A 24,436-nucleotide genomic window follows, 5' to 3' on the forward strand; every position below is an offset into this window, starting at 1 on the left:
AAAATCACCCTTTCCTTTTTCGATAGTTCTGAATAGATTCAGTGTTCATCGGAAAACGAAGTGCTTTGGAAAAAAGAGGGGTAAATCTCAATCTTTATGAAATTGTTAGGGTTCTGCGTGTGTATAATATATCATAATTCTGAGGTTGGTGCATTTTCCAATACTAGGAATTTTTATTTCCTCATTTTGTCTTTCCGGAAGGAACCCATAACACCAACTGTTTCAACAATATTTACAAAAGCTTGAGGATCTGTCGTGCGGATGATACGTTGCAGCTCTGCAAGTTCGTAGCGGGTTGTTACCGTCATTAGCATGTCCTTTTCAACGTGAGAATAAGCACCTTCTGTTTTAATCTTTGTGACACCTCGTTGAAGGCCTATTAGATGTTGTAGTAATTCATCTGTACGGTTTGTTACAATATATACGGTTACCTTTAAGTGGCTGATATGAATCATATCCAACACTTTACCTGTTACATATATAGATACCATTGATGAAAGTGCTAAATTCCAGTTCTGGTCAAGATAAGCGGCCGCCAGGATAACAAGTCCATTTAAACTTACTACTACATTGCCGACCGGGAAATCTCGGTATTTAGTGATAATTGAACCCAAGATGTCAAAACCTCCGGAAGAACCTCCTGCACGGAAGGAGATACCACAGCCAATCCCAACGAGAACTCCGCCAAACACAGAGGACAGCAGCATATCTGTAGCCACCAGATGCTCGGGAATCACTGTTAAGAACCAGGTTGTAAACACAACGGACAACATGCTCATAATAATAAATCTCCGGCCTAACTGGAACCAGCCTGCAGCCAGCAGAGGAATATTAAAGAGCAAGTATAGGAGGCTTATGTTTAATGGAGTGAAATAACCCACTAACATGGAAAGCCCAGATACACCACCACTTAGTAAACGGTGTGGAATTAAAAATAGATTAAATCCACTGGCGATCAGTGCTGCCCCTAAAAAAACAACCAAACAATTCAAAATCTGTCTTAACAAGTAAATCCACCCTTATATATATATTTAAAAAAATAAAACATGAAAGCAATGAAAAGAAAGGAACCCACTGGTATTCTCACATGTGTTTGTGATATAATGTATAGGATATTCTTGAGTAGAACGTTACAATGGTATTTTTGCATTGCATCGGATGTAAAGCTACAGTTGCTCAGGTACAACAAGGTACCTGATGATTAGGGAGGCTTTTCGTCCCAAAAGCGCTATATCATGCAGAAAATAGAGCATGATTGGACAGCCTATAAATGTGTTTACCGCTACTTAAGAATACAGACAAGCATGTGGAATGTCCACTGTATAGAAGGAGCATGAATAATTTGAAAACATTCGCAGAATTTGGCTTGGAGCCAAAAGTGCTACAAGCAATCACAGAGTTAGGATTTGAGGAGGCAACACCGATACAGGAACAGTCGATCCCATTAGCATTGACTGGGTCGGATCTGATCGGTCAAGCTCAGACTGGTACAGGTAAGACTGCTGCTTTTGGTATCCCCCTCATTTCGAAGATTAACCGTGAAGACGAAAAAATCTTGGCCCTTATTATGGCACCAACACGTGAGTTGGCCATCCAAGTGTCAGAAGAAATTGGCAAACTAAGCCGTTTCAAAGGTCTTCGCTCGTTGGCGATTTATGGCGGACAGGATATTGGACGTCAAATCCGTGGATTGAAAAAGAAACCACAAATCATTATTGGTACACCTGGTCGTTTGCTCGATCACATCAACCGTAAAACGATCCGTTTGGATGATGTTCAAACCGTTGTATTGGATGAAGCAGATGAAATGCTGGATATGGGCTTTATGGAAGATATTCAGACTATCCTGAAGCTCGTTCCTGTAGAACGTCAAACCATGTTGTTCTCTGCTACAATGCCACCAAACATTCAACGCCTAGCTCAACAATTTCTTAACAACCCGCAACATGTCTCCGTTATTCCGAAACAAATCAGTGCCCCACTGATTGATCAAGCTTATGTGGAAGTGCCTGAGCGTCAAAAGTTTGAAGCTCTTAGTCGTTTGATTGATATGGAATCACCTGAATTAGCTATCGTATTCGGACGTACTAAGCGCCGGGTTGATGAGCTTGCTGAAGCTTTGCAAAAACGCGGATATTCTGCTGATGGATTGCATGGTGACTTGTCACAGAACCAACGTGATGCTGTAATGCGTAAATTCCGTGATGGCAGCATTGACGTGCTGGTAGCTACTGACGTAGCGGCACGTGGTCTGGACGTATCCGGCGTAACTCACGTAATTAACTTTGACTTGCCACAAGATCCTGAAAGCTATGTACACCGTATTGGTCGTACAGGACGCGCAGGTAAAGAAGGTACGGCTTGGTCATTCGTTACTCCACGCGAAATTGATCACCTGCATTTGATCGAACGTGTTACTCGTCACCGGATTACTCGTAAACCTTTGCCAACAATGGCTGAAGCTATTGAAGGTAAACAACGCGTTACTGCTGAGCGTTTGCTTGAAGTGGTAGAAAGTGGAGAGTTGAACGAGTACAAAGGAATTTCTATTCAATTGCTTGAGCAATATGATTCCGTACAATTGTTGTCCGCAGCTATGAAGCTTCTCACTGGCGACAAGAAGGATTCCGCAATTGAATTGACTCCTGAAGATCCAATTCGTGCTAAACGTCGTGGTGGCAAAAACGATATCCGCAGTGGCCGTAAACCTAATGGTGGTTATGGCGGAAACCGTGGTACTTCCGGTGGCAGCGGTAGCGGTGGCGGATACCGTGGTAACCGTGATAATAACGGTGGCGGTAGTCGTGGTGGCTATAGCAGCGGTGGCAGCAACTACGGTAGCGGCAGTGGCGGCTATGGCGGTGGCTATAAAGGCAACCGTGATGGCGCACCAGCTCGTGACGGTGGTGCAAACCGCAGCGCAGAGCGTAAACCATACACTCGTCCAAGCAGCACGAGCACTCGTCCTGCAAAACGTGAAGATTTCGATAATTAATACTTCGTCAAGATACCAAAGAAGACGAGATGCCGCATTGCGGTTCTCGTCTTCTTTTTGCTGAAATATAAGGATGTTTGGTGAATTGTTATGTCCTTAGTAGGGCGCGAATTTGTTTTGTGTGATATTAGTATCCGAATGTACGAGTGATGATAACGAGCAAGATAAACAATACGAGGATCGTGCCTGTAGAAGTCCAACCGCCGAAGCCAACAGGTGTAGACATGAGATAACCTCCTTTAGAATGTGGGGATTTTGGTATTTCTTATGGTTACAATCCTAATATATGGACTATAAAGGCTTTACGTATAGACGATAGTCTATAATTCAGAAAGTTGGGCTATGGAAATGAGGAGGTCAAATGAGGTATAGTTAAGATATGTAGTATGTAAGAGACAGAGGAGGAAGGGAATTGGAGTTTAAAGGAGCAATGGGCGGCTTATACCGCGTGACAGAATGGATTTCACGTATCGCAGGCAGTAATATCTTATGGGCACTATGTTCCGCCCCGTTTTTGTTTTTTGGTGTTTTAAAGATGATTATGTTAGGGACAGGCGCAGGTGGAGCGAACGAGCAAATTACATTGAACTGGGCAATGGGGATTTTAGCGCCCTTTACGGTGTTTCCAGCTTCAGCCGCTTTATTTACCGTAGTGCGTAAATGGGTAATGGGGAATACGGATGTAGGAACTTTTCGTACATTTTTTCAGGGGTATAAAGAGAACTATGTAAAAAGTATGCTCGGAGGAGTTATCTATACATTGATGTTCGTTGTTATGTACGTTGATGTAACAGTTTACATGACACAAATGCCTAACTTCAGAATTGTTGGTATTTTGATGTTGGTGCTGATGATACTTTTGTCGGTATCCATGTTTAACTTCTTTTCCATTGTGGTTCATTACCAAATGGGCTTCAAGCAAGTGATGACCAATTCTATATTGCTGACTATAGCACGCCCAATTCGTGTGTTCTCTACATTGATTGCAGCCGCAGTTCTTGTTTATATCGGTCTTAGATATCCGGCTCTTTATTTCATTTGTATTCCAACGTTGATTGCAATGGCGGCCTTCTTTAACTTCTACGCTACTTATAATAAGCTACAGCTGCAAGTAGAAAAGAAGAAGCTGAAAGAGCAGGAAGAAGCAGAAGCAGCAGCATTGAACAATCGGAATGAATATGACGACGATGACGACGATGATGATGACTACGAGGATGAAATTGATGAAAAGGACACCAAACGCATTTAACAAAAAACTGGATTAGCGTTGGATATTTCCAGGTAATTAATTCCTGTGTAAAAATAAAGCGCATACAGGTTTACTTTTTCGTTAAAACGCAATATAATAATAACAAATCCTGCGATGTACGTTACGGTTACTCGTTGTTTTGAACCAATGATAATGTCTTGGGAGATCTACACGAAGCGCAGCTGAACCGCCCTGTCTATATGACTTGGGGAATTCAAAAACGTTTTCTGCGATCACCCACCTGCTCTAGCAGGTTCAGAAGACACTGTAGCCGGACGGCATAAGCGGGTTTTCTCTTGTTTAAGCCAAGGCGCCCTGTTTCCCGTGAATAATGGGAGCGGGCGCTTTTTTGTATGTCTGGAATAAAGGGAAAGTGAGTTATACCCTTTTGTTCCTGAGACAAGAGTGTTACACTTAGAATAATGAACTTGGGATTTGTAGAGGGGGAAGAATTTTGTCGTTAAAAAGAACCTTGGTTGGCTTATTCCGCAGTCATGATGGAACAAGCGACCGCGCCAAAGATCCGACATTAAAAACGCGTTATTACAATCTAACTAAAGACAAAGCATGGGAAGAAGTTTCATCGACTTTAAAGAAAGTTCCTGGATTTAAGGTGCTTCACGAAGTGGAGTCTGTAGGTGAGATTACTCTTGAGAAGAGAACGGCATTTGGCCGTACGCTGGACATTACGGTATCGGTGCTTAATACGACGCCTGTTCGTTGTGGTGTAGATATGTATTCTGCATCTAGAGGTTCACTTGGTGATCTCGGGGCGAATTACCGTGTGATTCAACGCTTGTATGCATCTTTGGACAAAAAATTAGGAAAATACAAAGCAGACTGATTTTTAGAGGCCCGTCAAACCCTTCTTGCTTAGGGATAGTATGAATGCGTTTACGTAAACGGTGAGCTGCTCAGTGTGTTATCGATAAATCTTTCTATTACAAAAAAAGCGGGAGAAGGATGGACCTTCTGCCGCTTTTTTAACAGAGATTATTAAGTATTGTTGTAATAACCGCTACTGATTGGAGAATTAGAGCAGCTTCTTCACAGCAGCAATAGCATCTTCATAGTTAGGGTGCTCGGTCATTTCACTCAAATATTCAACATATACGATCTTGTCGTTCTTATCCAGAACAAAAATGGAGCGCATATCTAAGCGGAATTCTTTAATCAGCACACCATAGGCTTGTCCGAATGAGGTTGCTTTGTGATCGGATAGAGTAATAACTCGATCGATGCCGGCAGCACCGCACCAGCGAGCTTGGGCAAACGGCAGGTCCGTGCTTACAGTGAGAATTACCACATCGTCACCAAGCTCTGCGGCTTCACTGTTGAACCGGCGGGTCTGTGCGTCACATACCCCGGTATCAAGAGAAGGGACAACACTGATCAGCTTGATTTTACCGGCATAATCACTTAGAGACACGTCTTCCAGGAGATTTTTGCTCAGAACAAAATCGGGTGCAGGATCACCAGTTGTTAGCTTAGGTCCTACGAGAGTGATGGGGTTGCCTTTAAAAGTAGCTACGCCTGTTTTTTCTTGCGTCATATCCTTGTTTTCCTCCTCGAATTATAATATTGGATTCTTACTGCCACAATAAATTATAATCTTAATAGCAGGAAGATGTCCAACCGGACAAGATATATATGTAAAGGGATGGGTGTTATGATATTTATTCGGTACGAAAATTGGAAAAGTTATGTCCGGTATTATCCGGTAACCTGTCTGCTCATATTGGCCAATGTGATCATGTTTATCCTGATGGCAGTTAACGGAGGATCAACAAATATTCAAACGCTTGTTGATTTTGGTGCTATAGTTGATGTGAGTCCGTACAAAGAGGAACTGTGGCGCTATCTGGCCGCTATTTTTTTACATAATGGGTTTTCCCATCTGTTCTTTAATTGCTTCGCTCTCCTGGTGTTTGCACCGCCTCTGGAGCGATTGCTGGGCTGGTGGCGTTATGCGCTGCTCTATCTGGTGGGCGGATTTCTGGCAAATGTGCTTACAATTGCGATTAGTGCTCGCTCAGTAGTAGAGTTTGGTACGGTCTCGGTTGGTGCTTCTGGAGCAATCTACGCCATTTATGGTGCATTTTTATACATTGCAGTTATTCAACGGGCCATGATGGATGAGGGCTCGCGTAAAACTTTATATGGATTGTTAATAATCGGGATCATTATGTCGTTTGCTACACCGAATGTGAATTGGGTTGCGCATCTCGGAGGTTTGGTTTCTGGCTTTTTCGTATATGGGCTAATTATTCGTATATTCAAAAAAAGCCTAAGACAGGGGCGATGATGGAGTGGAGCTAAGACAGCTGCAATATTTTTTAAAGGTAGCTCAAAAAGAACACGTAACAAGAGCGGCAGAAGAGCTTCATGTAGCGCAGTCTGCGGTAAGCCGTCAGATTCATCAGCTGGAGCAAGAGCTTGGGGTTGATCTATTCATGCAAAAAGGGCGCAATCTGCAGCTTACGCCTGTTGGACAGCTCTTTTGCAAGAAGGTTGAGAGTATCCTTAAAGAGTTGGAGCATTCGGTAAATGAGGTGCATGAATTTCTGGATCCTGAGCGTGGAGAGATTCGGATCGGATTCCCGCATAGTCTTGGCACACATCTCATCCCGACTATCGTTGCAGATTTTCGTAAATATTATCCTCATGTCAAATTTCGTTTTAAACAAGGATCTTACCCTTCTTTGATAAAAGACGTATTGTCTGGAGAAGTGGATTTAACTTTCATTTCGCCTTTTCCGGAGAATGATGAGCATGTCTCGGGGGATATTGTAATGACTGAAGAGTTGTTTGCGATTCTTCCGCAGAATCACAGGTTGGCAGGAGAGTCTGAGATCCGGTTGGAACAGCTGCAAAAAGAGAAGTTTGTTCTATTCAGCCAAGGCTATTCGTTAAGACCTATCGTTTGGCAAGCTTGCTTGCAGGCGGGATTTCAACCGCAGATTGCATTTGAAGGCGGAGAGACCGATACCATTCGTGGTTTGGTGGCCGCAGGGATGGGTGTAAGCCTGCTTCCGGAGATGGCGTTCTATCAGACGAATCCTCTTCAACCAGCTCAGGTGAGGGTTGTGGAGCCTGCGGTGACGAGAACGGTTGGCTTGATCTACCGTACAGATAGTAAATTGCCGCTGGTGGCACGTTCCTTTCGGACTTTTTTAATCTCCTACTTTAAAGCTAGACAAAATAATACCCCGGTCGGCTCTTAGCCTTCCGGGGTTTTTGTTGTTTAGAGGTATGCGATATTAGTCGCGGTTGCCTAAAAAGACGGTGATTAAGCGAAGCAGTTCAAGCAAGGATACTAGAGCAGCGGCAACATAAGTTAATGCAGCGGCGTTGAGAACCTTTGCTACTCCGCGTTCTTCTTCGTTACGGATGAAACCTTGTTCTACCATGACCTGACGAGCCCGGTTACTGGCGTTGAATTCTACAGGCAGGGTTACGAGCTGGAATGCAACAGCAGCTGAGAAGAAAATGATACCCAAGCCTATAAGATTAAAGTAACCGAAGATGAAACCTGCCATCAGCATGAAAGGCGCGACACCTGATGCGAAATTAACTACCGGGAACATCCGGTGACGAAGTGTCAACATAGGGTAACTTACTTTATGCTGAATCGCGTGGCCTACTTCGTGACAAGCGACAGAGATTGCAGAGATGGAGCTTTCATAATACACAGGCTCTGATAAGCGTACAACCCTGTGGATGGGGTCATAATGGTCTGAAAGTGTGCCTCTTACAGGTTCAATCGGAACATCGTGTAAGCCATTGGCGTCGAGCATACGTCTAGCTGCTTCATATCCAGTCAGGCCGTTCGAATTAGCTACCTTCGACCATTTGCTGAAGGTTCCTTTAACTCTAAACTGTGCCCACAATGAGAAAAGAAAGGCAATAATTACTAACAGGTACATAAACATAGGTGCATTCCTCCACTGTATTGTAAATATGGTATTTACATTGGCGGTCCTTGCGTAAGCAATAGCCGGATCGCTTCCATGCAGGCTAATCCCTGAGGGAGCAGATTTGAAAGTACGCGACTGGCCTGTCCTGGCTTCAAACCACTTATAAGAGGTTCAAGGGCTTTTACTTCCCGTTCTAGCCGCTGCATTTGCTGCTCTAACTCGACTAATTTATCAGAGACGTCGGTTTCTGGTGTTGCCTCATTCCATTTGCCTAGCATAGATTTGATTTCTTCCAATGAATACTTGTCATGCTTTAATTGAGTAATACGTTCTAAAGCAGCCAAGGTTTCATGGCTGTATAGCCGATAATTTTTGGTGCTTCTAGATTCCGGGGAGATTAATCCCAGTTTCGTGTAATAATCAATAGTTCGTTCACTAATGTGAGCAGCCTTAGCTAATTCTCCAATTCGATACAAAATCATATCCCCATTTAATCTCGCCTCACTAATTGAATACGACTGCCGATAAGTGGCGGTCATCTTCTAAATTGATGGTTTCTTATGCTATCTGTAATGATAACAAACTGGAAACCATACAGTCAAACGTCATACTTTCATAAAGTATATGCAGCAAAGAAGGGTTAATTCATGAACGGTGATCTGTAGTTTCTATACAATACACTCAAACTCAAAGGGATATCAAATTTGAAGAATGATTGGGGATGAAAACTATAAGTTACCCCAATACATAACATTAAATGTTATGTATTTTGTGATTTTGGTAAAAGATGCGTTCAATAATTAGGTAATATATAGGTAATATAAATGAGATTGTACACGTAGTTATTTTAATGAAAATGCAGCTAGAATCAGGCCTTTAGGACCTCTAGTCCATTAGTACTGTGAAAATTTCGTGTGCTCAAATAAAATAAAATAAAAACATTCCCAAAATAGTCTTGTCAATTTACCTGACTTCTGATTATAATGACATTAAGAGTTTCACGCTTTGTTAGAAAATATAACATTGGGGAGTGGGGTAAAAATGAAAAAGAAATGGTTGATGATGTTACTGGCCATGATTACACTGATGATTTATCCGGTAAGTGCTTTTGCAGCGGACGGTCCGACGAACGTTGACTTACAAGTCGGATTGGACACAGCGTTTACCTTCCTGGCATTCATTTTAGTATTCTTTATGCAAGCAGGGTTTGCAATGCTCGAAGCGGGTTCGGTTCGGATGAAGAATGCAGGGCACGTAGCAGGTAAGACAGTACTCACCCTGGCTATCGCAAGTCTTTGCTTCTGGGCTATCGGCTTTGGACTTGGTTTCGGTAACGGCAATGGCTTCTTCGGTACTACAGGCTTCTTGTACGGAGGAGATTCAACCGCAGCTTCTTTTGAATCACTTGCATTTTCTGATGTTACTTTAAATGTTAAATTCTTATTCCAAATGGCCTTTGCAGCAGTTTCCTTGGCTATCGTATCTGGTGGTATGGCAGAACGTGCGAAGCTAAGTGTGTATATCATTTTCGGAATTTTGTTCTCCGTCGTAATTTATCCAGTTGTAGCTCACTGGGTATGGGGCGGTGGCTGGTTGGCTGAGCTGGGAATGCAAGATTATGCAGGTTCCACAGTTGTCCATCTTACAGGTGCAACGGCAGCAGTGGTAGCAACCATATTGCTTAAGCCTCGGCTTGGTAAGTTTAATAAAGAAGGAAAACCAGTGATTATTCCAGGTCATAACCAAGTATTTACTGTACTCGGTGTTATTATCCTCTGGTTTGGTTGGTTCGGATTCAATCCAGGTAGTGCTTTGTCCCCAATGGGCGGTTTCTTCGGTCACGTAGCCCTAACAACGAACATCGCAGCAGCAGCAGGTGGTTTGGCGGCATTGATTGCTTCTTGGTTGTACTTTGGTAAGTCTGATATTCCAGCAATGCTGAATGGTGTTCTGGCTGCATTGGTTGCAATCACAGGAGCGTGTGCTTTCGTTGATCCATGGGCAGCAATCATTATTGGTTTTGTAGCCGGTGCTTTTACATTCATGACTTCCCAATGGCTGGAACGTGCAGGGCTTGATGATCCAATCTATGCTTTCTCGGTGCATGGTATTGCGGGGATGTGGGGTGCAGTTTCAACGGGTCTGTTCGCTGTACCTGAGCTTATTACTAAAGGCGGCTTGGTAGGTGAAGCTGGGTTGTTCTACGGTGGCGGTTTCCATCAACTAGGGGTTCAAGTGCTGGGTGTGGTTGGAACATTTGTTTTCGTAGCCGTTCTTTCTTTCATCATCTTATATGTAATGAAGGTAACTATCGGACTTCGTGTTACAGAAGAAGAAGAATTGATGGGTCTGGATATCAGTGAGCATGGTACTTACGGATACCCTGAACAAATGAAATTGATCGCAGATTCGGAATCCAAAACCCTTAAACAATAATATTTCACCTCGGACAGGGAGGCGGACCGTGTGGCATCGATGGAGTTAACAGATGAGTATAATGAAGAAAGCTTTAGGACCATCGTATTGGCCGGTTCGTCAGAGGAGCTTAGGGAGAGGCGTGTTGCCTGTCAAAAAGTACTTCTCGAACAGTTGAATGTTATTCCTATAGAGGAATGGATGTTCCGTGTGAATACTATGCATGATCTTATTGCCCAAACCGCAGTACTCATATGTGAGGCGCAGTTGAAAGAGGCGGGCTATGGCCCGCCTCCCTGTGCCTATTCCTTTATTGTGTTTGGCAGCAGTGGGAGGCAGGAGGCAACGCTTTGGAGCGATCAGGATAATGGCCTGATAGTCGAAGGAGAGCCTGATGGGGAAAAAAATCGCTATTTCGAATTTTTCGGAACTTTGTTATCCGATATGCTTGAAGAAGTAGGGTATGAGAAATGTGCGGGGAAGGTGATGTGCTCCCAAGTTATGTGGCGTAAGACATTATCTGAATGGATAGAGCAGCTTGATAGCTGGAGAAATCAGTTGGAATGGGAGCCGATCCGGTATCTTATTATCTCTTCTGATATGCGTCATGTGGCAGGAAGCGTGGAGTTATCAGCGAAGTGGCAAGAAGCTTTCTATGAAGGCTTTCCGGACAATGAGCAGCTGTCTAATGCTGTTCTTCGCAATACAGTACGCCATAAAGCGACTTTGAATTTACTGGGACAGGTGTTAACAGAGCGGTTTGGTGATTATGCAGGCGGATTTGATGTTAAGTATGGGGTCTATATTCCGTTAGTGAACATTGTTAGACGGTTGTCCTTACTACATGGCATTAGAGCTGGCTCGACATTAGAGCGGATTGAAGCGCTTGATAGGCTTGGGAAATATCAACATTTAGAGGATATTCGCAGAGCTTTCTTATTAGCAATGCGGTTGCGAGTGAACACGCCATATAGTGTTCAGGATGGATTGTTAATCAGCAGTGATTATGTAGCTGAGAGTGAATTGAAGAATAAGCAGCTGCTGTCTGAGCTGCGTGAAAGCCTGCTGCTTGTCAGACGCCTTCACCGGGCGCTGCAGCGTCAGCTCCGCTCAGCGGAAAGGTGGCGGTCATGAGGGAGCCGAACAAAAGCGGAGGATTCTGGAGTAATCTAAGACAAGGTGGAATGCCCTCGGCTATCGCTTCGATGAGAGGTGGGGAAACTGCGCAACAGACTGCGCAGCAAATGGCCTTTATTCGATCTTTGATGCGAGAGAAGCGGCGTCCTGAGGTCCTGCATACCCCATTGTCTGAACTAGAGACAGTGATCTTTGATTTAGAGACGACAGGCTTTTCCCATCAGCATGGGGATGAGATTATGTCTTTTGGAGCCGTCAAGGTTGTTGGAGAGCAGATTAAAGAAGAAGAATGCTTTTATACACTGGTGAACTGTCAGACGGCTATTCCGGAGGATATTACAAGGCTGACTGGGATTACGGAAGAAATGACACAATCCGCTCCCTCCTTAATGGATGGTCTTCATAATTTTATGTCCTTTGTAGGTCAGAATGTGCTGGTGGCACATGCAAGCTCACATGATAAGGCTTTTCTTAATGCTGCTTTATGGAAAACCTCTAAAGTTCAGCTTACACACCGTGTGCTGGACACGATGATGTTAGCGCGTTGGCTTGAGCCACAACGAAGTAATTATTCGCTGGATGAGCTGCTATATGTGCACGAAATTCCGATTCATAGCCGTCATCATGCCTTGGAAGACGCAAAGATGACAGCGCAGCTGTGGGTGATCTACCTTCGGGAAATTTCGGAGCGCGGCCAAGTGGATACCTTGGGAGATCTCTATGCTTATTTAAGTAGAACGTGAAGCGGGGCTTGGGATAAACCGCGGGACAAATTACCGTGGTCATCAGGCAAACGCTCAATATAAAATCCGTTCAGAATTGGATTGCCGCTGTCTTTGGTGTTGGGAGAACCTATAAGATAGAGGGCAAACTCAGGTCCTAGTGCTGTTAATCCTTTATAATCGGCAACTGAAGGGATAGGTGCTGAATGTGGGTGGGAATGAAATAGACCGATGATTGTCGGTTCGTTGTAAAGAACATTAATCCACTCTTCGGGGTGGGGAGTGAAGGTGTGCAGCGGGTCTGGCGCTACGTTGCGCAAGGGTACGTAAGTATCAATGAGCATGCCACCCGCTGCGGCAGCACCCAGCAGGACTCCGCATGCTTCATGCGGATAACAGGACAGCAGGTGCTTCCCCAGTGCTTGCTGTACGGAATATTTCAGTCTTATTGGCTGGACATTTCCCTGGAATGCTGCCATTTGTTCACCCCTCTCTCTTCTTTAGGGTTTCGTCGCAGACGAAACCCTCTTTTTTATTATAAAAGTATATATTATTGTGTAAAATATGAATGGTTTGAAATTTAACCTAATGAGGGTACAATAGTAGAAAACTATTCCAATTGTAAAGGAACAGATGACTATGAAAGCAAGTAACAAATTAAATATAACAGTGTTGCTCATAGTTGTATGTGTTGCTGTGTTTGCGGTGTGGCATAATCGTGAGCCAAAAGCAGAAGCTGTGCTTGCGCAGCAAAATGAGCTGCCGATGAAGAGTGGACCTAAGGCTGGACTGCGTGCACCTTCGTTTTCACTTCAGGGAACAGATGGGACTACCTATGTTGTTGATGGCCCCAGAGATAAAGCGGTAATCCTTAATTTCTGGGCTTCATGGTGTGATCCCTGCCAGCAGGAAGCTCCTGAACTTAATACCATGGCCACTAAGTATAAGGATGTTCTAGATATTTACGGTATTAATGTGAGCAGTCAGGATTATAAACCCAATGCTGAACGTTTTATCAAGAAATACGGTCTTGTGTTTCCGGTTATGTTTGATGTAAAAGATGAGGTGTACAGCAAATATAATGGAGCTGTTTTTCCCACCAATGTGCTCATTGATAAGAATGGAGTGATCTCCGAGATTATTTTAGGTATTCTTAGCCCTGAAGAGTTGGAAAAGAAAATAATCAAGCTTACCGAATCATGAAGCGGGCTGTCCATATAAGAGACAGATCTGCTTTTTTCTCCAAACAGCAAAAGTCTAAAGATCAGCGATTCTTCTTATTGGAGGATCGCTGATCTGCGTTTTTGGTCATACGCGATTTGCTTTAGTGGACCACAAGCATTAATTTCACTATACCGTGGAGCAGAAATGGCTGGAACCCCGAAGGAAGCCGCGTTAGAACAATTAGGGAATTTCTCCCCATAAATTTGAGATCTCGGGTCATTCAACGAATAATTAGGGAAAATATCCCTTTAATTTAGCTGTTTTGGTAAAAAATAATGAAATCACCCTAATTTTTAGGGAGGAATTCCCTATTTCTGTTCATTTATAGCGAATATCGGCTACTTTCAGGGAGTTTTTCCCTAATTACTCTACCGCACCCGCACTCCGCGCACCCCGCGCATCCGTACATCCCGCGCCGCCCACTGCCCACTACCCATAGTTTATGGGCTAAAGTAATAGTCCGTTATATAGCCTATTTAATAAAAAAGAAGCTGCCCTATAAGTAGAATTCTACTTTTGGGAAGCTTCTTTTTTTGTCTTACAAAAGTCTATAAGTGATCAATTAATGATTGACCAGGCCTCTAGGTTCATTGCTGGTTGTCTTCTCATTCTCCAAAGAGAGCTCATTGAGAAGCGCGTAGCGCATACTGTCAACAAGTGCCTCCCAGCTGGCTTCAATTACGTTACTGGAGACACCAACCGTACTCCAGGTGTCTGTGAAGTTCTTGGATTCAATCAATACCCTTACCTTCGCTGCAGTCTGATCCTGTTCATCTATTACACGGACTTTATAGTCGGATAGATGCATTTCCTTTAATTGTGGGAAATAGGTCTGTAATGCTTTACGAAGCGCGTTATCGAGTGCGTTGACTGGACCGTTACCTTCAGCAGCAGTATAAAGATTCTCACTGCCAACTTTCAGTTTAACGAACGCTTCAGATACTACTGGATGTTCTGCGGTTTTCTCAACTAACATCTTAAAGGATTCAAAGGTAAAGGTTTCATTCATCTCGCCGGTAGCTTCCCGAAGGAGTAGCTCCAGTGAGGCATCGGCACCTTCAAATTGATAACCTTGATGTTCCATCGTTTTAATCTTCTCGATCACCCGGCGAGCCTGCTCGCTGCTTGGATCCAGATTTAAACCCATATCCTGCGCTTTGGAGAGTACATTGCTCTGTCCAGCCAGTTCGGAGACCAGCACACGCTGCTTGTTCCCGACAAGCTCAGGAGCGATATGCTCATAGGTCCGTGAATCACGCATGATGGCGGAGACATGGATTCCACCTTTGTGGGCGAAAGCTGCATTTCCGACATAAGGCTGATTTACCGGCAGATTAACATTGGCCACTTCACTAATATAGCGGGCAGTGTTGGTAAGCTGTGATAATGAATCGCCTGGAATACAGTGATAACCCATTTTGATCTGTAGTGTAGGAATAATAGAACATAGGTTGGCGTTGCCACACCGTTCACCGTAACCATTAATGGTACCTTGTACTTGCCGTGCTCCAGCTCCGATGGCGCTAAGTGCATTGGCAACCGCCAGCTCACAGTCATTATGAGTGTGAATTCCGAGATTGGCTCCGGGTAATTGTTGATTTAGAGCGGTAACAATCTCATGAATTTCATAAGGTAAGGTTCCACCGTTGGTATCGCACATTACAAGCCAATCTGCTCCGGCTTCCCGGGCTTTGGACAGAACAGCTGCTGCATATTCAGGATTATTCTTGTATCCGTCGAAGAAATGCTCGGCATCAAAAATCACTTCAAGGCCTTGGCGTTTCAAGTAGGATATGGAGTCGCCGATCATGGCGAGGTTCTCCTCAAGCGTAGTCTGTAATGCAGTGTGTACATGGAAATCCCAAGATTTTCCGACGAGTGTAGCAGCAGGAACCCCTGCGTCAATCATACGTTTTAAATTGTCATCGTTTTCGGCCAAGGAATTCTTACGCCGAGTGCTGCCGAACGCTGTAATTTTGGCGTTCAGATGAAGCTCCTTGACTCTTTTGAAAAATTCAATGTCTTTATTGTTGCTTCCCGGGATGCCACCTTCAATATAGTGCGCACCCAGATCATCGAGTTTCTTGGCAATCTTCAGTTTGTCGTCAGCCGACAGACTGATGCCTTCACCTTGGGTGCCGTCGCGTAATGTAGTATCGAAGATGGAGATGGACTTAGACATGAGAGTCCTCCTTATAGGGAAATGAATTTATATATTATAGCATTTTTACGCGGGAATGTAACAAAGAACTTTACAGCCTCTTAAGTTGACCTAACCGCAGCGGAGAGTTATTCTAAATTGGACAATAGAAAACCTGAGGATAAGAAGGTAGATATTGTGCAGAATGTTGATCAGTATTATCCAACGAGCGGCAGGGTTATCCTGCATGTCGATATGAATGCTTTTTACTGCTCTGTGCATGAGGCAGAGGACCCTGACCAATATAGAGGCAAAGCTACTGCGGTTGCGGGTAGTGTTGAATTGCGGAAAGGGATCATAGTGACTTGTTCCTACGTCGCCCGCAGAATGGGGATTTCGACGGGAATGCAAGTTCAGAAGGCGCTTCGTATTTGTCCATCGCTTATCGTTATTAAACCGGACTTCCATTTATACCGCAAATATTCTAATGCTTTTATGCAGATTGCATATAGCTATACTCCGTTACTGGAAGCAGTGTCCATCGATGAATGTTACCTTGATATAACTGGCTCCAGACAATTCGGTACACCCATGGAAATAGCGGAGACGATTCAGCGCCGTATAATGGAAGAATTGGGCTTGCCATGCTCAGTGGGGATCGCTCCCAATAAGCTGCTTGCGAAGATGGCTTCCGATTTAAAAAAGCCAAACGGCATTTCGGTGCTGCGGCTGCGGGATGTGCCTAAGATTTTATGGGACAAGCCCTGTAATGAAATGTTCGGCATTGGTGGAAAAACAGCAGAAAAGCTCCGCAAACTGGGCATTTACAGTATTGGTCAATTAGCAGCGGCTGATGAAAATATGCTGGTTGAGAATTTCGGAGTTATGGGCTCATGGCTAAAGCGTGCCGGCAACGGTATTGATCATGGGATCGTTAACCCTGAGCGGGAGCAGAGTAAGTCGATTGGGCACACCACAACATTGCCGCGGGATGTCGTAGGTCTTGCTGAGGTACGACCGATTTTGCTGAATTTAAGTGATCAGGTAGCTCGGCGATTGCGTAAGCAAGGTCTTGTTGCCTCAGGGGTACAGCTGACCATTCGGACGCCCGATATGAAGACTATAACCCGCTCGCGTCAGCTAGAGGCTCCTTCGGAGAGTGGGGAGGATATCTACAAGTCCGTCTGCGATCTATATGTTCGTCATTGGAATGGGGAGAAGCCTGTGCGGTTGCTGGGTGTGACCCTGCAGGGCTTGATTGCTAAAGAGGATTCCGCCATTCAGCTTGATTTGTTCGATTACGAACGTCAGCCTAAGAAAGAGTCTCTTAACAAGACTATGGATATGCTGCGTAATAAATTCGGTGAAAATGCAGTGTTAACTGCCGGGATGTTAAGCGATTCTCACTCTGCAAGGCTCCGCAATCATAAAGAACGGGGCACTTCACTGCAAAAGGATAATCTTCTATCTGTCGAGTCTGATAAAGAGTGACAAGAACATTCTATGACATGTCAAAATAGGTGTCGTAGAATGCGTCAGAAATGCAAACGTATTGAAAATCGATTGAAATTGTATTCTTTTTATATTAATATGAGAAAAATAAGACGCTGGTACAACAGCGCTGTATTGCTCAACGGGAGGCAGAGATAAAATGGCTAAGTACACTTGGGTCGAAAAAGACACTTGTATCGCTTGCGGTGCATGTGGCGCAACGGCTCCTGATATTTTTGATTACGATGATGAAGGTTTGGCAGAAGTTATTTATGAAAATGACGGAAACCACGGCATCACAGCGATTCCGGATGATTTGTTTGATGATCTCCAGGATTCTTGTGATGGATGCCCAACCGATTCTATTAAAATTGCGGATGAGCCTTTTAACAAAGAGGGCTAATTAACCGGGGTTTTGTAACTTCCAGCACAACATAAAGACATCTCCTGCGAACTTTTGTTCAGCTAGGGATGTCTTTTTTGCGATGTCTGACCGATATTAATGTAGGAAGGAATTATAAAATTTCGGAGGTTCCGATGAAAAATTCTCAGCACCTCAAAGCATATGTACAGATGCATCCAGACAATAAGATGGCATGGTACTTGCTGGGTAAGGAATACTATAAGAACGGTCAACAGGGGAAAGCTAACTATTGCTTCAATCAGGCTGGAGAAGTATATGAAGCTTTCGAGCATAGTAAGGTGCCTGCGGAAACGCTGCGGGAATATGAGGAAGGGCTGCTTCAGGCAAGCCGCCAGCGGGACCGAAGGCAGCAAAGATTCCGCTACATTATGCTTGGGCTGATGCTTCTATTACTGGTTATGGTGCCATCGGCTGTAGCTCCGGGTCTAGATATTGCGGGAGATCAGGATACGGTCCAAGACACGGTTACTTCTGAAGTTAAAGATCCGCTTGATCAAAAAGATATTGAGAAGGAACCCGTTCTAGAGGCACGAAAAATGATGTATACAGCGCAAGAGAGTGGAGCTTCGGCTTCGTCAGGGAAGCTGATGGCAACTATGCTAATGCGCGAGGAACCGTTTCAAGCTGCTATTTTGGGCATGGAGCGGGAAGGGAAGTGGCTGCTGTGGAAAGAGAAGCTTCCGCTTAATTCCACACTGCAGAAGAATGGGAATGGACGGTTGGTATACCAATCCTATGATTCAGCGGCATGTGCATGCGAACCGCCAGAGCAAGGGGAAGTTGCGGAGGATGCAGCTGAGTGGCAGGGTGATCAAGAGGAGCTAGCTACATTATGGAGTGCAATGAGGGCTTATCAGAATCATAAAGGCAAGCTTCCGGTTTCCTTGGCGGAATTGACTAGACCTTTTCCGGAGAATTGGATTGGCGGGACGACACCAGTCATGAAGCGTGATTTCAATTCTCTAAAGGAAGTAGCGACTGCTAAGGCACTTGGGATACCAGAAGTTGCGGAGGAGCCTCCAAGCTCAATTGTTGAGGCGGGAATGGGCATACCGACGGCGTTAAGCGAGAGTGGAAGTAATGGAAAGGGTGTTCCCTTTTTTGACCAGCCGCTTAGAGTGATTGTGGATAAACAAAAACACCGCTTGGCAGTAGTCAGCGGCTCTGTTATTCTGCGGAATTATGAGGTAGGTCTTGGGGGAGACAAGACTCCAGAAGGCAACTTCATCATTACAGATAAAGTGGTCAATCCAAACGGTCATGATAATGGGGAGTTCGGAAGCCGCGGACTACAACTTTCAGATAGTAATTACGCTATTCATGGCACCAATGAGCCAGAAAGTGTCGGCAAGGATGAATCCCTTGGCTGTATTCGGATGAGTCGAGAAGATGTGGAAGAACTATTCGCTATGATTCCAAAAGGAACAAAAGTGGTGATCAGTAAAGGGGTTCTGCCTGAAAAGCAGCTGCTGCCGGCGAAACGCTTCAACCCTGCTGCTCCGTATGATCAGACCAACCCCCACAAAGTATATCACTGGCTGAATTAGTTCCCGGCAACTATAAACAGAACGATGATGAGAAGAATTAGTAAAGTTAAACTTACGCCGATCCACATTAGCGCTTTACGATTAACTTCTTCTTTCTTTTGCTGCAAAGTTGGTGGTTTACGTTTAGTTGACATCCAGCATACCTTCTTTCTCTCTTAATCGCTGATTACCCCTATATTGTAATGCGTTTACAAGAAAATTACTATACTTTGGGTTAAGCTCTCTGCACACTTACAGGGTAAAATGCTTTTCTTTTGTTCAAGAAAAGGCTAAAATTAAGAAGAAACCTACAGAATCGGGTAGACACGTGGATTAGTGAAGTACCCCTTAAGGAGCGAGAACGGTGTTGTATCGTAATTTTGGTAAACCAATTTTCTTTAAGCTGGACCCTGAGAAGGCTCACCATCTCGTCATAGGTGGATTGGACAAATCATCGTCAGTTCCAGGGGGAAGCGCGGCATTGCGTTTAATGTATGGCGTTCCTGAAACGGCAGATTTAGCAGTTGATCTGTTTGGCATACATTTTCCGACTCCAGTTGGACTGGCAGCAGGCTTGGATAAGAATGCTGAGGCTGTTTCTGGATTCTCTTCGATCGGATTCGGATTTATGGAAGTGGGGACGGTTACCCCTAAGGGTCAACCGGGAAATGATAGCCCGCGTTTGTTCCGTCTTCCCTCTGATGAAGCTCTGATCAATCGTATGGGCTTCAATAACGAAGGGGCTGACGCTATGGCAGAGCGTCTAAAAAAATTAAAAAATCGCAGAGTTCCAATAGCAGTAAATATTGGACGGAATAAAATAACTAGTAATGAAGCGGCTCATGAAGATTATCGTCAGTGTATCCGTACGCTTTATCCGTACGGTGATTTTTTTGTGGTCAATATCAGCTCACCAAATACGCCGGGGCTGCGCAGTCTCCAGCATGGCAGCGAATTAGCGTTCCTGCTAGCACAAGTAAAGGAAGAAATGGAGATTCAGCGTAAAGCCACAGGCATGAATAAGAGCTTGTTGGTTAAGATTGCTCCAGATGTCAGTGATTCTGAATTGGAGTATATGGTTCAATCACTGACAGAAGCTGGTATGGATGGTATTATTGCTACGAATACTACATTGAACCGGGATGGACTTAGTCATGAAAAGGCTAATGAGACAGGTGGATTAAGCGGTAAGCCGCTTCGTGACCGGTCAACGGAAATCATCCGTAGGATTTATCGCCAGACTGAAGGGAAGATGCCGATCATAGGTTCAGGGGGCATATTCACCAGTCAGGATGCGTATGACAAGATAAGAGCAGGCGCAAGTCTGGTCGAAATTTATACAGCACTTATCTACGAAGGACCGGAGGTTAACCGCAGGCTGCATGCCGGATTACGGCAGCTCTTACGGCGGGACGGATTCAGTCATATCTCTGAAGCAGTGGGTGCTGATCATCACTGATTGAAGGAGTCGAAAGGACAGGAGGACGAAGGCGATGGACGGCAGGGACTGGGGAACTTTTTTGCTTCCATATGAACAGACTGTGGAAGAATTGAAAGTTAAATTCAAAACAATGCGTTCGGAGTTGAAGAAAAGAGAGGAATACACGCCGATTGAATTCGTAACTGGTCGTGTAAAGCGGCTGTCAAGCATTTTGGAGAAGGCTAAGCGCCTGAATGTGAAGATGGAAGATCTGGAGACGGGCATTGAAGATATAGCCGGGATCCGGATTATGTGCCAGTTCGTGGAGGATATCCGCAGAGTGGCTGAATATATCCGGGCTCGTAAGGATCTTGAAGTCCTGTATGAGAAGGATTACATCACCAATTATAAAGAGAGCGGCTATCGCAGCTTTCATATGATTATTAAATATCCTGTGCAGACAGCTCTGGGACAAAAAATAGTGCTCGCAGAGATCCAGATTCGTACACTAGCTATGAATTTCTGGGCAACCATAGAGCACTCTCTGAATTATAAATATCGGGAAAGCTTGCCGGATGAAATGCGAGTGCGCTTGAAAACTGCAGCTGAAGCAGCCTCCATCTTGGACAGCGAAATGTCCAGTATTCGTGATGAAATCCTGGAAGCACAAAAGACCTTCGAGGAAAACTCGAATATGACGACTCAAATTCTCAAATCTATTCATCAATTGTATTTCTATCATTTGGTGAATGAGGCTATAGATACTCAGGCTCGATTTAACGAAATATGGCAGGCTCAGGACATGGAAGCGATGAAGGAGCTTCTGAATCATGTACGGGGACTTCTCTCCGCAGCTAAAAAGGATAGTTTGCCGGATGGCTTATGATCCGTTGTACTTGGCTTATCTAGTGTACTTTAATCGTGACCGGGATTATTTCGAATGTCACGAGGTGCTCGAAGAGCTATGGCTTGCCAAGCAACGCGACCCATTGTACAAAGCACTTCTCCAAGTAGCTGTTGGGTTGTACCATTGCCGCAATAATAATATGCGTGGTGCAACGATTATGCTAAGTGGGGCTGCTGCCAAGCTGGAAGAATATTCAGCAGTGACACTTGGCATTAATTTGGCTAAGCTAGTGGTGGAAGTGAAGGATTATGTTCGCCGCTTGGAGTCGTGTGAGCAGCAGCCATTTTCTTATTATGATCTGACTATAGAAATCATTGATCAAGGTCTGGCGGACGAAGTGAACTCTGCGGCTATGGCGATCACACCGAATAATCCTCAACGACGAGGTCCTCAAAGACCGACCTCTTCTCATCGTAAATAATGAACCTCTATAAATGAGTATTGCCAAAGGGACACCCGTAAGGGTGTTCCTTGAATCTTTAAACACCTAAATTTTAGCAGTACTATCAGGAGGACGGCATCATGGCGGCACAACTGCCCAGTTCTTTCAGCGAGCGTATGATGGACTTGCTGGGAACGGATTATAATCAATTTGCGGATTCGTACAAGGAGACCCCTAACGGAGGCGTTCGTGTTAATACATTGAAAATTTCAGTGGAGAAATTGAAAGCTCTTTCCACTTTAGAGCTGGAACCCATTCCGTGGTGTCCAACCGGATTCTATACAGAGGATGGGGCCAGACCAGGTAAACATCCACATTATCACGCAGGATTGTATTACATTCAAGAGCCAAGCGCTATGGCACCTGTGGAACTGCTTGATGTACAGCCAGGAGATCGTGTCCTTGATTTATGCGCTGCACCTGGGGGCAAATCCACACAGATTTCTGCCAAGCTCTCAGGAGAAGGCTTGTTGGTTACCAATGATCTTCATCCAGAACGCACGAAAGCCTTAGCCAAAAATCTAGAGCTGTATGGGGTGCGCAACGGTATCGTATTAAACGAAAGTCCAGATCATATTGCAGCGGCATTCCCGCTTTATTTTGACAAAATCTTGATTGATGCTCCATGCTCAGGTGAAGGGATGTTCCGTAAAGACGAAGACATGGTGAAGCAGTGGGATTCAGGTACACCTGCCAAATATGCTGCCATGCAGCGGGATATTTTACGTTCTGCTGCAACAGCGTTGGCACCGGGAGGTACACTTGTCTATTCCACCTGTACATTTGCTACAGAAGAAAATGAGGAAATTATAGCGGAGTTTATTTCTGAACATCCACAGTTTTCGGTGATTACAGTTGGAGGCACTGGCTCGTTTGCTCCAGGTTTTGGAGAATTATCAGGGACGGCAAGACTATGGCCGCATAAAGTAAAAGGTGAAGGACATTTCATGGCTGTGCTGCAGCATGTAGGGCCAAAGGTATCTGCGGAGGAACGTGATCAAGCCGAAGTTAAGTTGAGCGCAGTTACACGGAATACGAATAAAAAAGGCACTGCTCATGTTAAATCCTCAAACAAACCAGAAGCCAGACGAGGGAAAGAAGGTAAGTTCTCTAATAAATCTGCTGCTGGCGCTGAACGTGGCCGTCAAGGTTCAGGAGAAGAGCAAGCATTGGCTGCATATGGAGATTTTATAAAAGATCAGCTTGGCTGGGAGCCAAAAGGGTATCCGATTTTCTTCGGTGATCATCTGTACATCTCCCCACTACCTAAGGAAAGATTAAATGGATTAAAGGCGATTCGTCCAGGATGGTATGTAGGACATGTCCGTAACGGCAGATTTATCCCAGGACATCCAATGGCTACCGCGTTACACCCTGAAGAGAGCTGCCGAAGTGTCTCACTTTCCAGTACGAGTAATGAAGCTATTTCCTATCTTAAAGGAGAGACATTGTTGATTAGTCAAGAACGTCTCTCTATTAAAATAGGAACTACCCAAAAAGGATACGTACTGGTCTGCATAGATGGTTATAGTGCAGGCTGGGGGAAGTGGCAGGACGGTGTGCTCAAGAATGAATATCCCGCAGGCTGGAGGTGGATGTAAGAATGAGCCTATCAGGGAAAACTGCAAAAAAGCAGCGTTTAGATAAAGTATTGTCCCATATGGGGGTAGGATCACGCAGCGATATTCGTAAACAAGCCAAGCAAGGTTTAATTACCGTGAATGGTGCAGTCGTCAAGGATAGTGGATTTCATGTAGACCCTTATCACGATGAAATTGTGGTTGGCGGCGAGCTTGTTACCTATCGTGAATTTATTTATCTTATGATGAATAAGCCACCGGGAGTTCTGTCGGCAACAGAGGACAAGCGGGATCGGACTGTTCTGGATCTTTTAAAGCAGGAATATGTACAGTTTGAACCTTTTCCTGTAGGAAGGTTAGATAAGGACACAGTAGGGCTGCTTCTGCTCACCAATGATGGACAGCTTGCCCACGAACTACTATCGCCACGCAAGCATGTCCCTAAGACTTATGAAGCTACAGTTGAGGGAGACGTAGATGCAGACGATGTAGCGGCTTTTGCGGCAGGTGTCGAGCTGGAAGATGGATATGTTACTTTACCTGCACAGCTAACTATATTGGGAAGAGAACGTGGCAGTAAAGTAATCTCACATATTTCGCTGATCATCACAGAAGGAAAGTTTCACCAGGTGAAGCGAATGTTCCAAGCTGTCGGCAAAAAAGTCACTTTTCTGAAACGAGTATCTATGGGAGAATTGAGGCTGGACGAAAGTCTGCCACTGGGAGCTAGCCGGGAACTTACGCTAGAGGAACTGGCACTCTTAAGTACAGAAGCACCAGAACAATAATATATAGAAAAAATGGTATATAAATTGAATTTGGAAACTTGGGATAAGGGAATGGAGTG

25 protein-coding genes and 1 other RNA gene are annotated in these 24,436 nt (G+C 44.6%); 18 read left to right on the forward strand and 8 right to left on the reverse strand.

From position 1 onward, the window contains the following. Positions 1-173: 173 nt before the first annotated feature. Positions 174-1,007, reverse strand: a complete 834-nt coding sequence (locus tag NYE72_RS10355; protein WP_036689285.1) for a YitT family protein — start codon at positions 1,005-1,007, stop codon at positions 174-176. A gap of 335 nt (positions 1,008-1,342) precedes the next feature. Between NYE72_RS10355 and NYE72_RS10360 the strand changes: the two genes are divergently transcribed. Continuing rightward, the gene (locus NYE72_RS10360; protein WP_036689288.1) at positions 1,343-2,995 is read left to right on the forward strand and encodes a DEAD/DEAH box helicase; all 1,653 of its coding nucleotides are present in this window, start codon (positions 1,343-1,345) and stop codon (positions 2,993-2,995) included. 127 nt (positions 2,996-3,122) lie between these two features. Here the strand turns inward: NYE72_RS10360 and NYE72_RS10365 are convergent, their stop codons facing one another. After that, on the reverse strand, positions 3,123-3,221 hold the full coding sequence (locus NYE72_RS10365) for a hypothetical protein (RefSeq protein ID WP_036689290.1): 99 nt from the start codon (positions 3,219-3,221) through the stop codon (positions 3,123-3,125). A gap of 186 nt (positions 3,222-3,407) precedes the next feature. On the opposite strand from NYE72_RS10365, the gene NYE72_RS10370 reads away from it, so the two are divergent. From NYE72_RS10370 to NYE72_RS10380, 3 genes are all read left to right on the forward strand, one after another. Beyond that, a complete protein-coding gene (locus NYE72_RS10370; protein ID WP_036689293.1) occupies positions 3,408-4,244 on the forward strand; it encodes a DUF624 domain-containing protein in 837 nt (278 codons plus the stop codon). A 103-nt stretch (positions 4,245-4,347) separates the two neighbouring features. Then, positions 4,348-4,539, forward strand: a non-coding RNA gene (gene ssrS, locus NYE72_RS10375) — 6S RNA. Between the two features lie 159 nt (positions 4,540-4,698). Further along, positions 4,699-5,088 carry a DUF1499 domain-containing protein gene (locus NYE72_RS10380; RefSeq protein WP_036689295.1) on the forward strand — a complete coding sequence of 130 codons (390 nt, stop codon included), beginning with the start codon at positions 4,699-4,701 and terminating at the stop codon, positions 5,086-5,088. A gap of 189 nt (positions 5,089-5,277) precedes the next feature. On the opposite strand, the gene tpx is transcribed toward NYE72_RS10380, so the two are convergent. Continuing rightward, positions 5,278-5,796: a thiol peroxidase gene (tpx, locus tag NYE72_RS10385; protein WP_038569826.1), complete on the reverse strand. Its 519-nt coding sequence runs from the start codon at positions 5,794-5,796 to the stop codon at positions 5,278-5,280. A 117-nt stretch (positions 5,797-5,913) separates the two neighbouring features. Between tpx and NYE72_RS10390 the strand changes: the two genes are divergently transcribed. Further along, on the forward strand, positions 5,914-6,549 hold the full coding sequence (locus NYE72_RS10390; protein WP_076223329.1) for a rhomboid family intramembrane serine protease: 636 nt from the start codon (positions 5,914-5,916) through the stop codon (positions 6,547-6,549). A gap of 4 nt (positions 6,550-6,553) precedes the next feature. After that, the gene (locus tag NYE72_RS10395; protein ID WP_036689300.1) at positions 6,554-7,468 is read left to right on the forward strand and encodes a LysR family transcriptional regulator; all 915 of its coding nucleotides are present in this window, start codon (positions 6,554-6,556) and stop codon (positions 7,466-7,468) included. Positions 7,469-7,504: 36 nt separating this feature from the next. On the opposite strand, the gene NYE72_RS10400 is transcribed toward NYE72_RS10395, so the two are convergent. Both NYE72_RS10400 and NYE72_RS10405 read right to left on the reverse strand, forming a co-directional pair. Continuing rightward, positions 7,505-8,176, reverse strand: coding sequence for a zinc metallopeptidase (locus NYE72_RS10400; RefSeq protein ID WP_036689302.1), 672 nt, complete (start codon positions 8,174-8,176; stop codon positions 7,505-7,507). Between the two features lie 35 nt (positions 8,177-8,211). Further along, positions 8,212-8,643, reverse strand: a complete 432-nt coding sequence (locus tag NYE72_RS10405) for a MerR family transcriptional regulator (RefSeq protein ID WP_036689305.1) — start codon at positions 8,641-8,643, stop codon at positions 8,212-8,214. 559 nt (positions 8,644-9,202) lie between these two features. Between NYE72_RS10405 and NYE72_RS10410 the strand changes: the two genes are divergently transcribed. From NYE72_RS10410 to NYE72_RS10420, 3 genes are read left to right on the forward strand one after another with little or no spacing between them, the layout of a single operon-like run. After that, the gene (locus tag NYE72_RS10410; RefSeq protein WP_036689307.1) at positions 9,203-10,597 is read left to right on the forward strand and encodes an ammonium transporter; all 1,395 of its coding nucleotides are present in this window, start codon (positions 9,203-9,205) and stop codon (positions 10,595-10,597) included. Between the two features lie 39 nt (positions 10,598-10,636). Continuing rightward, on the forward strand, positions 10,637-11,710 hold the full coding sequence (locus NYE72_RS10415) for a DUF294 nucleotidyltransferase-like domain-containing protein (RefSeq protein ID WP_076098509.1): 1,074 nt from the start codon (positions 10,637-10,639) through the stop codon (positions 11,708-11,710). Beyond that, positions 11,707-12,456 carry an exonuclease domain-containing protein gene (locus NYE72_RS10420; RefSeq protein ID WP_076223250.1) on the forward strand — a complete coding sequence of 250 codons (750 nt, stop codon included), beginning with the start codon at positions 11,707-11,709 and terminating at the stop codon, positions 12,454-12,456. Before NYE72_RS10415 ends, NYE72_RS10420 begins: the two co-directional genes overlap by 4 nt. Here the strand turns inward: NYE72_RS10420 and NYE72_RS10425 are convergent. Further along, positions 12,438-12,914 carry a M67 family metallopeptidase gene (locus NYE72_RS10425; protein WP_051491608.1) on the reverse strand — a complete coding sequence of 159 codons (477 nt, stop codon included), beginning with the start codon at positions 12,912-12,914 and terminating at the stop codon, positions 12,438-12,440. The two genes, NYE72_RS10420 and NYE72_RS10425, sit on opposite strands and share 19 nt — an antisense overlap. Positions 12,915-13,074: 160 nt before the next feature. On the opposite strand from NYE72_RS10425, the gene NYE72_RS10430 reads away from it, so the two are divergent. Continuing rightward, the gene (locus NYE72_RS10430; protein WP_076100887.1) at positions 13,075-13,638 is read left to right on the forward strand and encodes a TlpA disulfide reductase family protein; all 564 of its coding nucleotides are present in this window, start codon (positions 13,075-13,077) and stop codon (positions 13,636-13,638) included. 583 nt (positions 13,639-14,221) lie between these two features. On the opposite strand, the gene cimA is transcribed toward NYE72_RS10430, so the two are convergent. Further along, positions 14,222-15,841, reverse strand: a complete 1,620-nt coding sequence (gene cimA, locus NYE72_RS10435) for a citramalate synthase (RefSeq protein ID WP_339211761.1) — start codon at positions 15,839-15,841, stop codon at positions 14,222-14,224. 156 nt (positions 15,842-15,997) lie between these two features. On the opposite strand from cimA, the gene NYE72_RS10440 reads away from it, so the two are divergent. The 3 genes from NYE72_RS10440 (at position 15,998) to NYE72_RS10450 (ending at position 19,261) form a co-directional block, all read left to right on the forward strand. After that, the gene (locus NYE72_RS10440) at positions 15,998-17,290 is read left to right on the forward strand and encodes a DNA polymerase IV (RefSeq protein ID WP_036689656.1); all 1,293 of its coding nucleotides are present in this window, start codon (positions 15,998-16,000) and stop codon (positions 17,288-17,290) included. 160 nt (positions 17,291-17,450) lie between these two features. Then, positions 17,451-17,693, forward strand: coding sequence for a ferredoxin (locus NYE72_RS10445; protein ID WP_036689316.1), 243 nt, complete (start codon positions 17,451-17,453; stop codon positions 17,691-17,693). Between the two features lie 134 nt (positions 17,694-17,827). Next, positions 17,828-19,261: a L,D-transpeptidase gene (locus NYE72_RS10450; protein WP_076140923.1), complete on the forward strand. Its 1,434-nt coding sequence runs from the start codon at positions 17,828-17,830 to the stop codon at positions 19,259-19,261. Here NYE72_RS10450 and NYE72_RS10455 read toward each other — a convergent pair. After that, positions 19,258-19,395, reverse strand: coding sequence for a hypothetical protein (locus tag NYE72_RS10455; RefSeq protein WP_167348489.1), 138 nt, complete (start codon positions 19,393-19,395; stop codon positions 19,258-19,260). The two genes, NYE72_RS10450 and NYE72_RS10455, sit on opposite strands and share 4 nt — an antisense overlap. Positions 19,396-19,604: 209 nt before the next feature. Between NYE72_RS10455 and NYE72_RS10460 the strand changes: the two genes are divergently transcribed. The 5 genes from NYE72_RS10460 (at position 19,605) to NYE72_RS10480 (ending at position 24,377) form a co-directional block, all read left to right on the forward strand. Beyond that, positions 19,605-20,699 carry a quinone-dependent dihydroorotate dehydrogenase gene (locus NYE72_RS10460; RefSeq protein ID WP_036689322.1) on the forward strand — a complete coding sequence of 365 codons (1,095 nt, stop codon included), beginning with the start codon at positions 19,605-19,607 and terminating at the stop codon, positions 20,697-20,699. A 34-nt stretch (positions 20,700-20,733) separates the two neighbouring features. After that, on the forward strand, positions 20,734-21,546 hold the full coding sequence (locus NYE72_RS10465) for a GTP pyrophosphokinase family protein (protein WP_076223245.1): 813 nt from the start codon (positions 20,734-20,736) through the stop codon (positions 21,544-21,546). Further along, positions 21,536-21,988 carry a DUF309 domain-containing protein gene (locus NYE72_RS10470; protein WP_036689328.1) on the forward strand — a complete coding sequence of 151 codons (453 nt, stop codon included), beginning with the start codon at positions 21,536-21,538 and terminating at the stop codon, positions 21,986-21,988. The genes NYE72_RS10465 and NYE72_RS10470 overlap by 11 nt, the downstream gene beginning before the upstream one ends. A gap of 101 nt (positions 21,989-22,089) precedes the next feature. Next, positions 22,090-23,610: an RsmB/NOP family class I SAM-dependent RNA methyltransferase gene (locus NYE72_RS10475; protein ID WP_076100884.1), complete on the forward strand. Its 1,521-nt coding sequence runs from the start codon at positions 22,090-22,092 to the stop codon at positions 23,608-23,610. A 2-nt stretch (positions 23,611-23,612) separates the two neighbouring features. Continuing rightward, positions 23,613-24,377, forward strand: a complete 765-nt coding sequence (locus tag NYE72_RS10480) for a pseudouridine synthase (RefSeq protein WP_036689333.1) — start codon at positions 23,613-23,615, stop codon at positions 24,375-24,377. Positions 24,378-24,436 lie beyond the last annotated feature (59 nt).

Source organism: Paenibacillus sp. FSL L8-0333, from assembly GCF_037965665.1.
Taxonomy (GTDB): domain Bacteria; phylum Bacillota; class Bacilli; order Paenibacillales; family Paenibacillaceae; genus Paenibacillus_AQ; species Paenibacillus_AQ odorifer.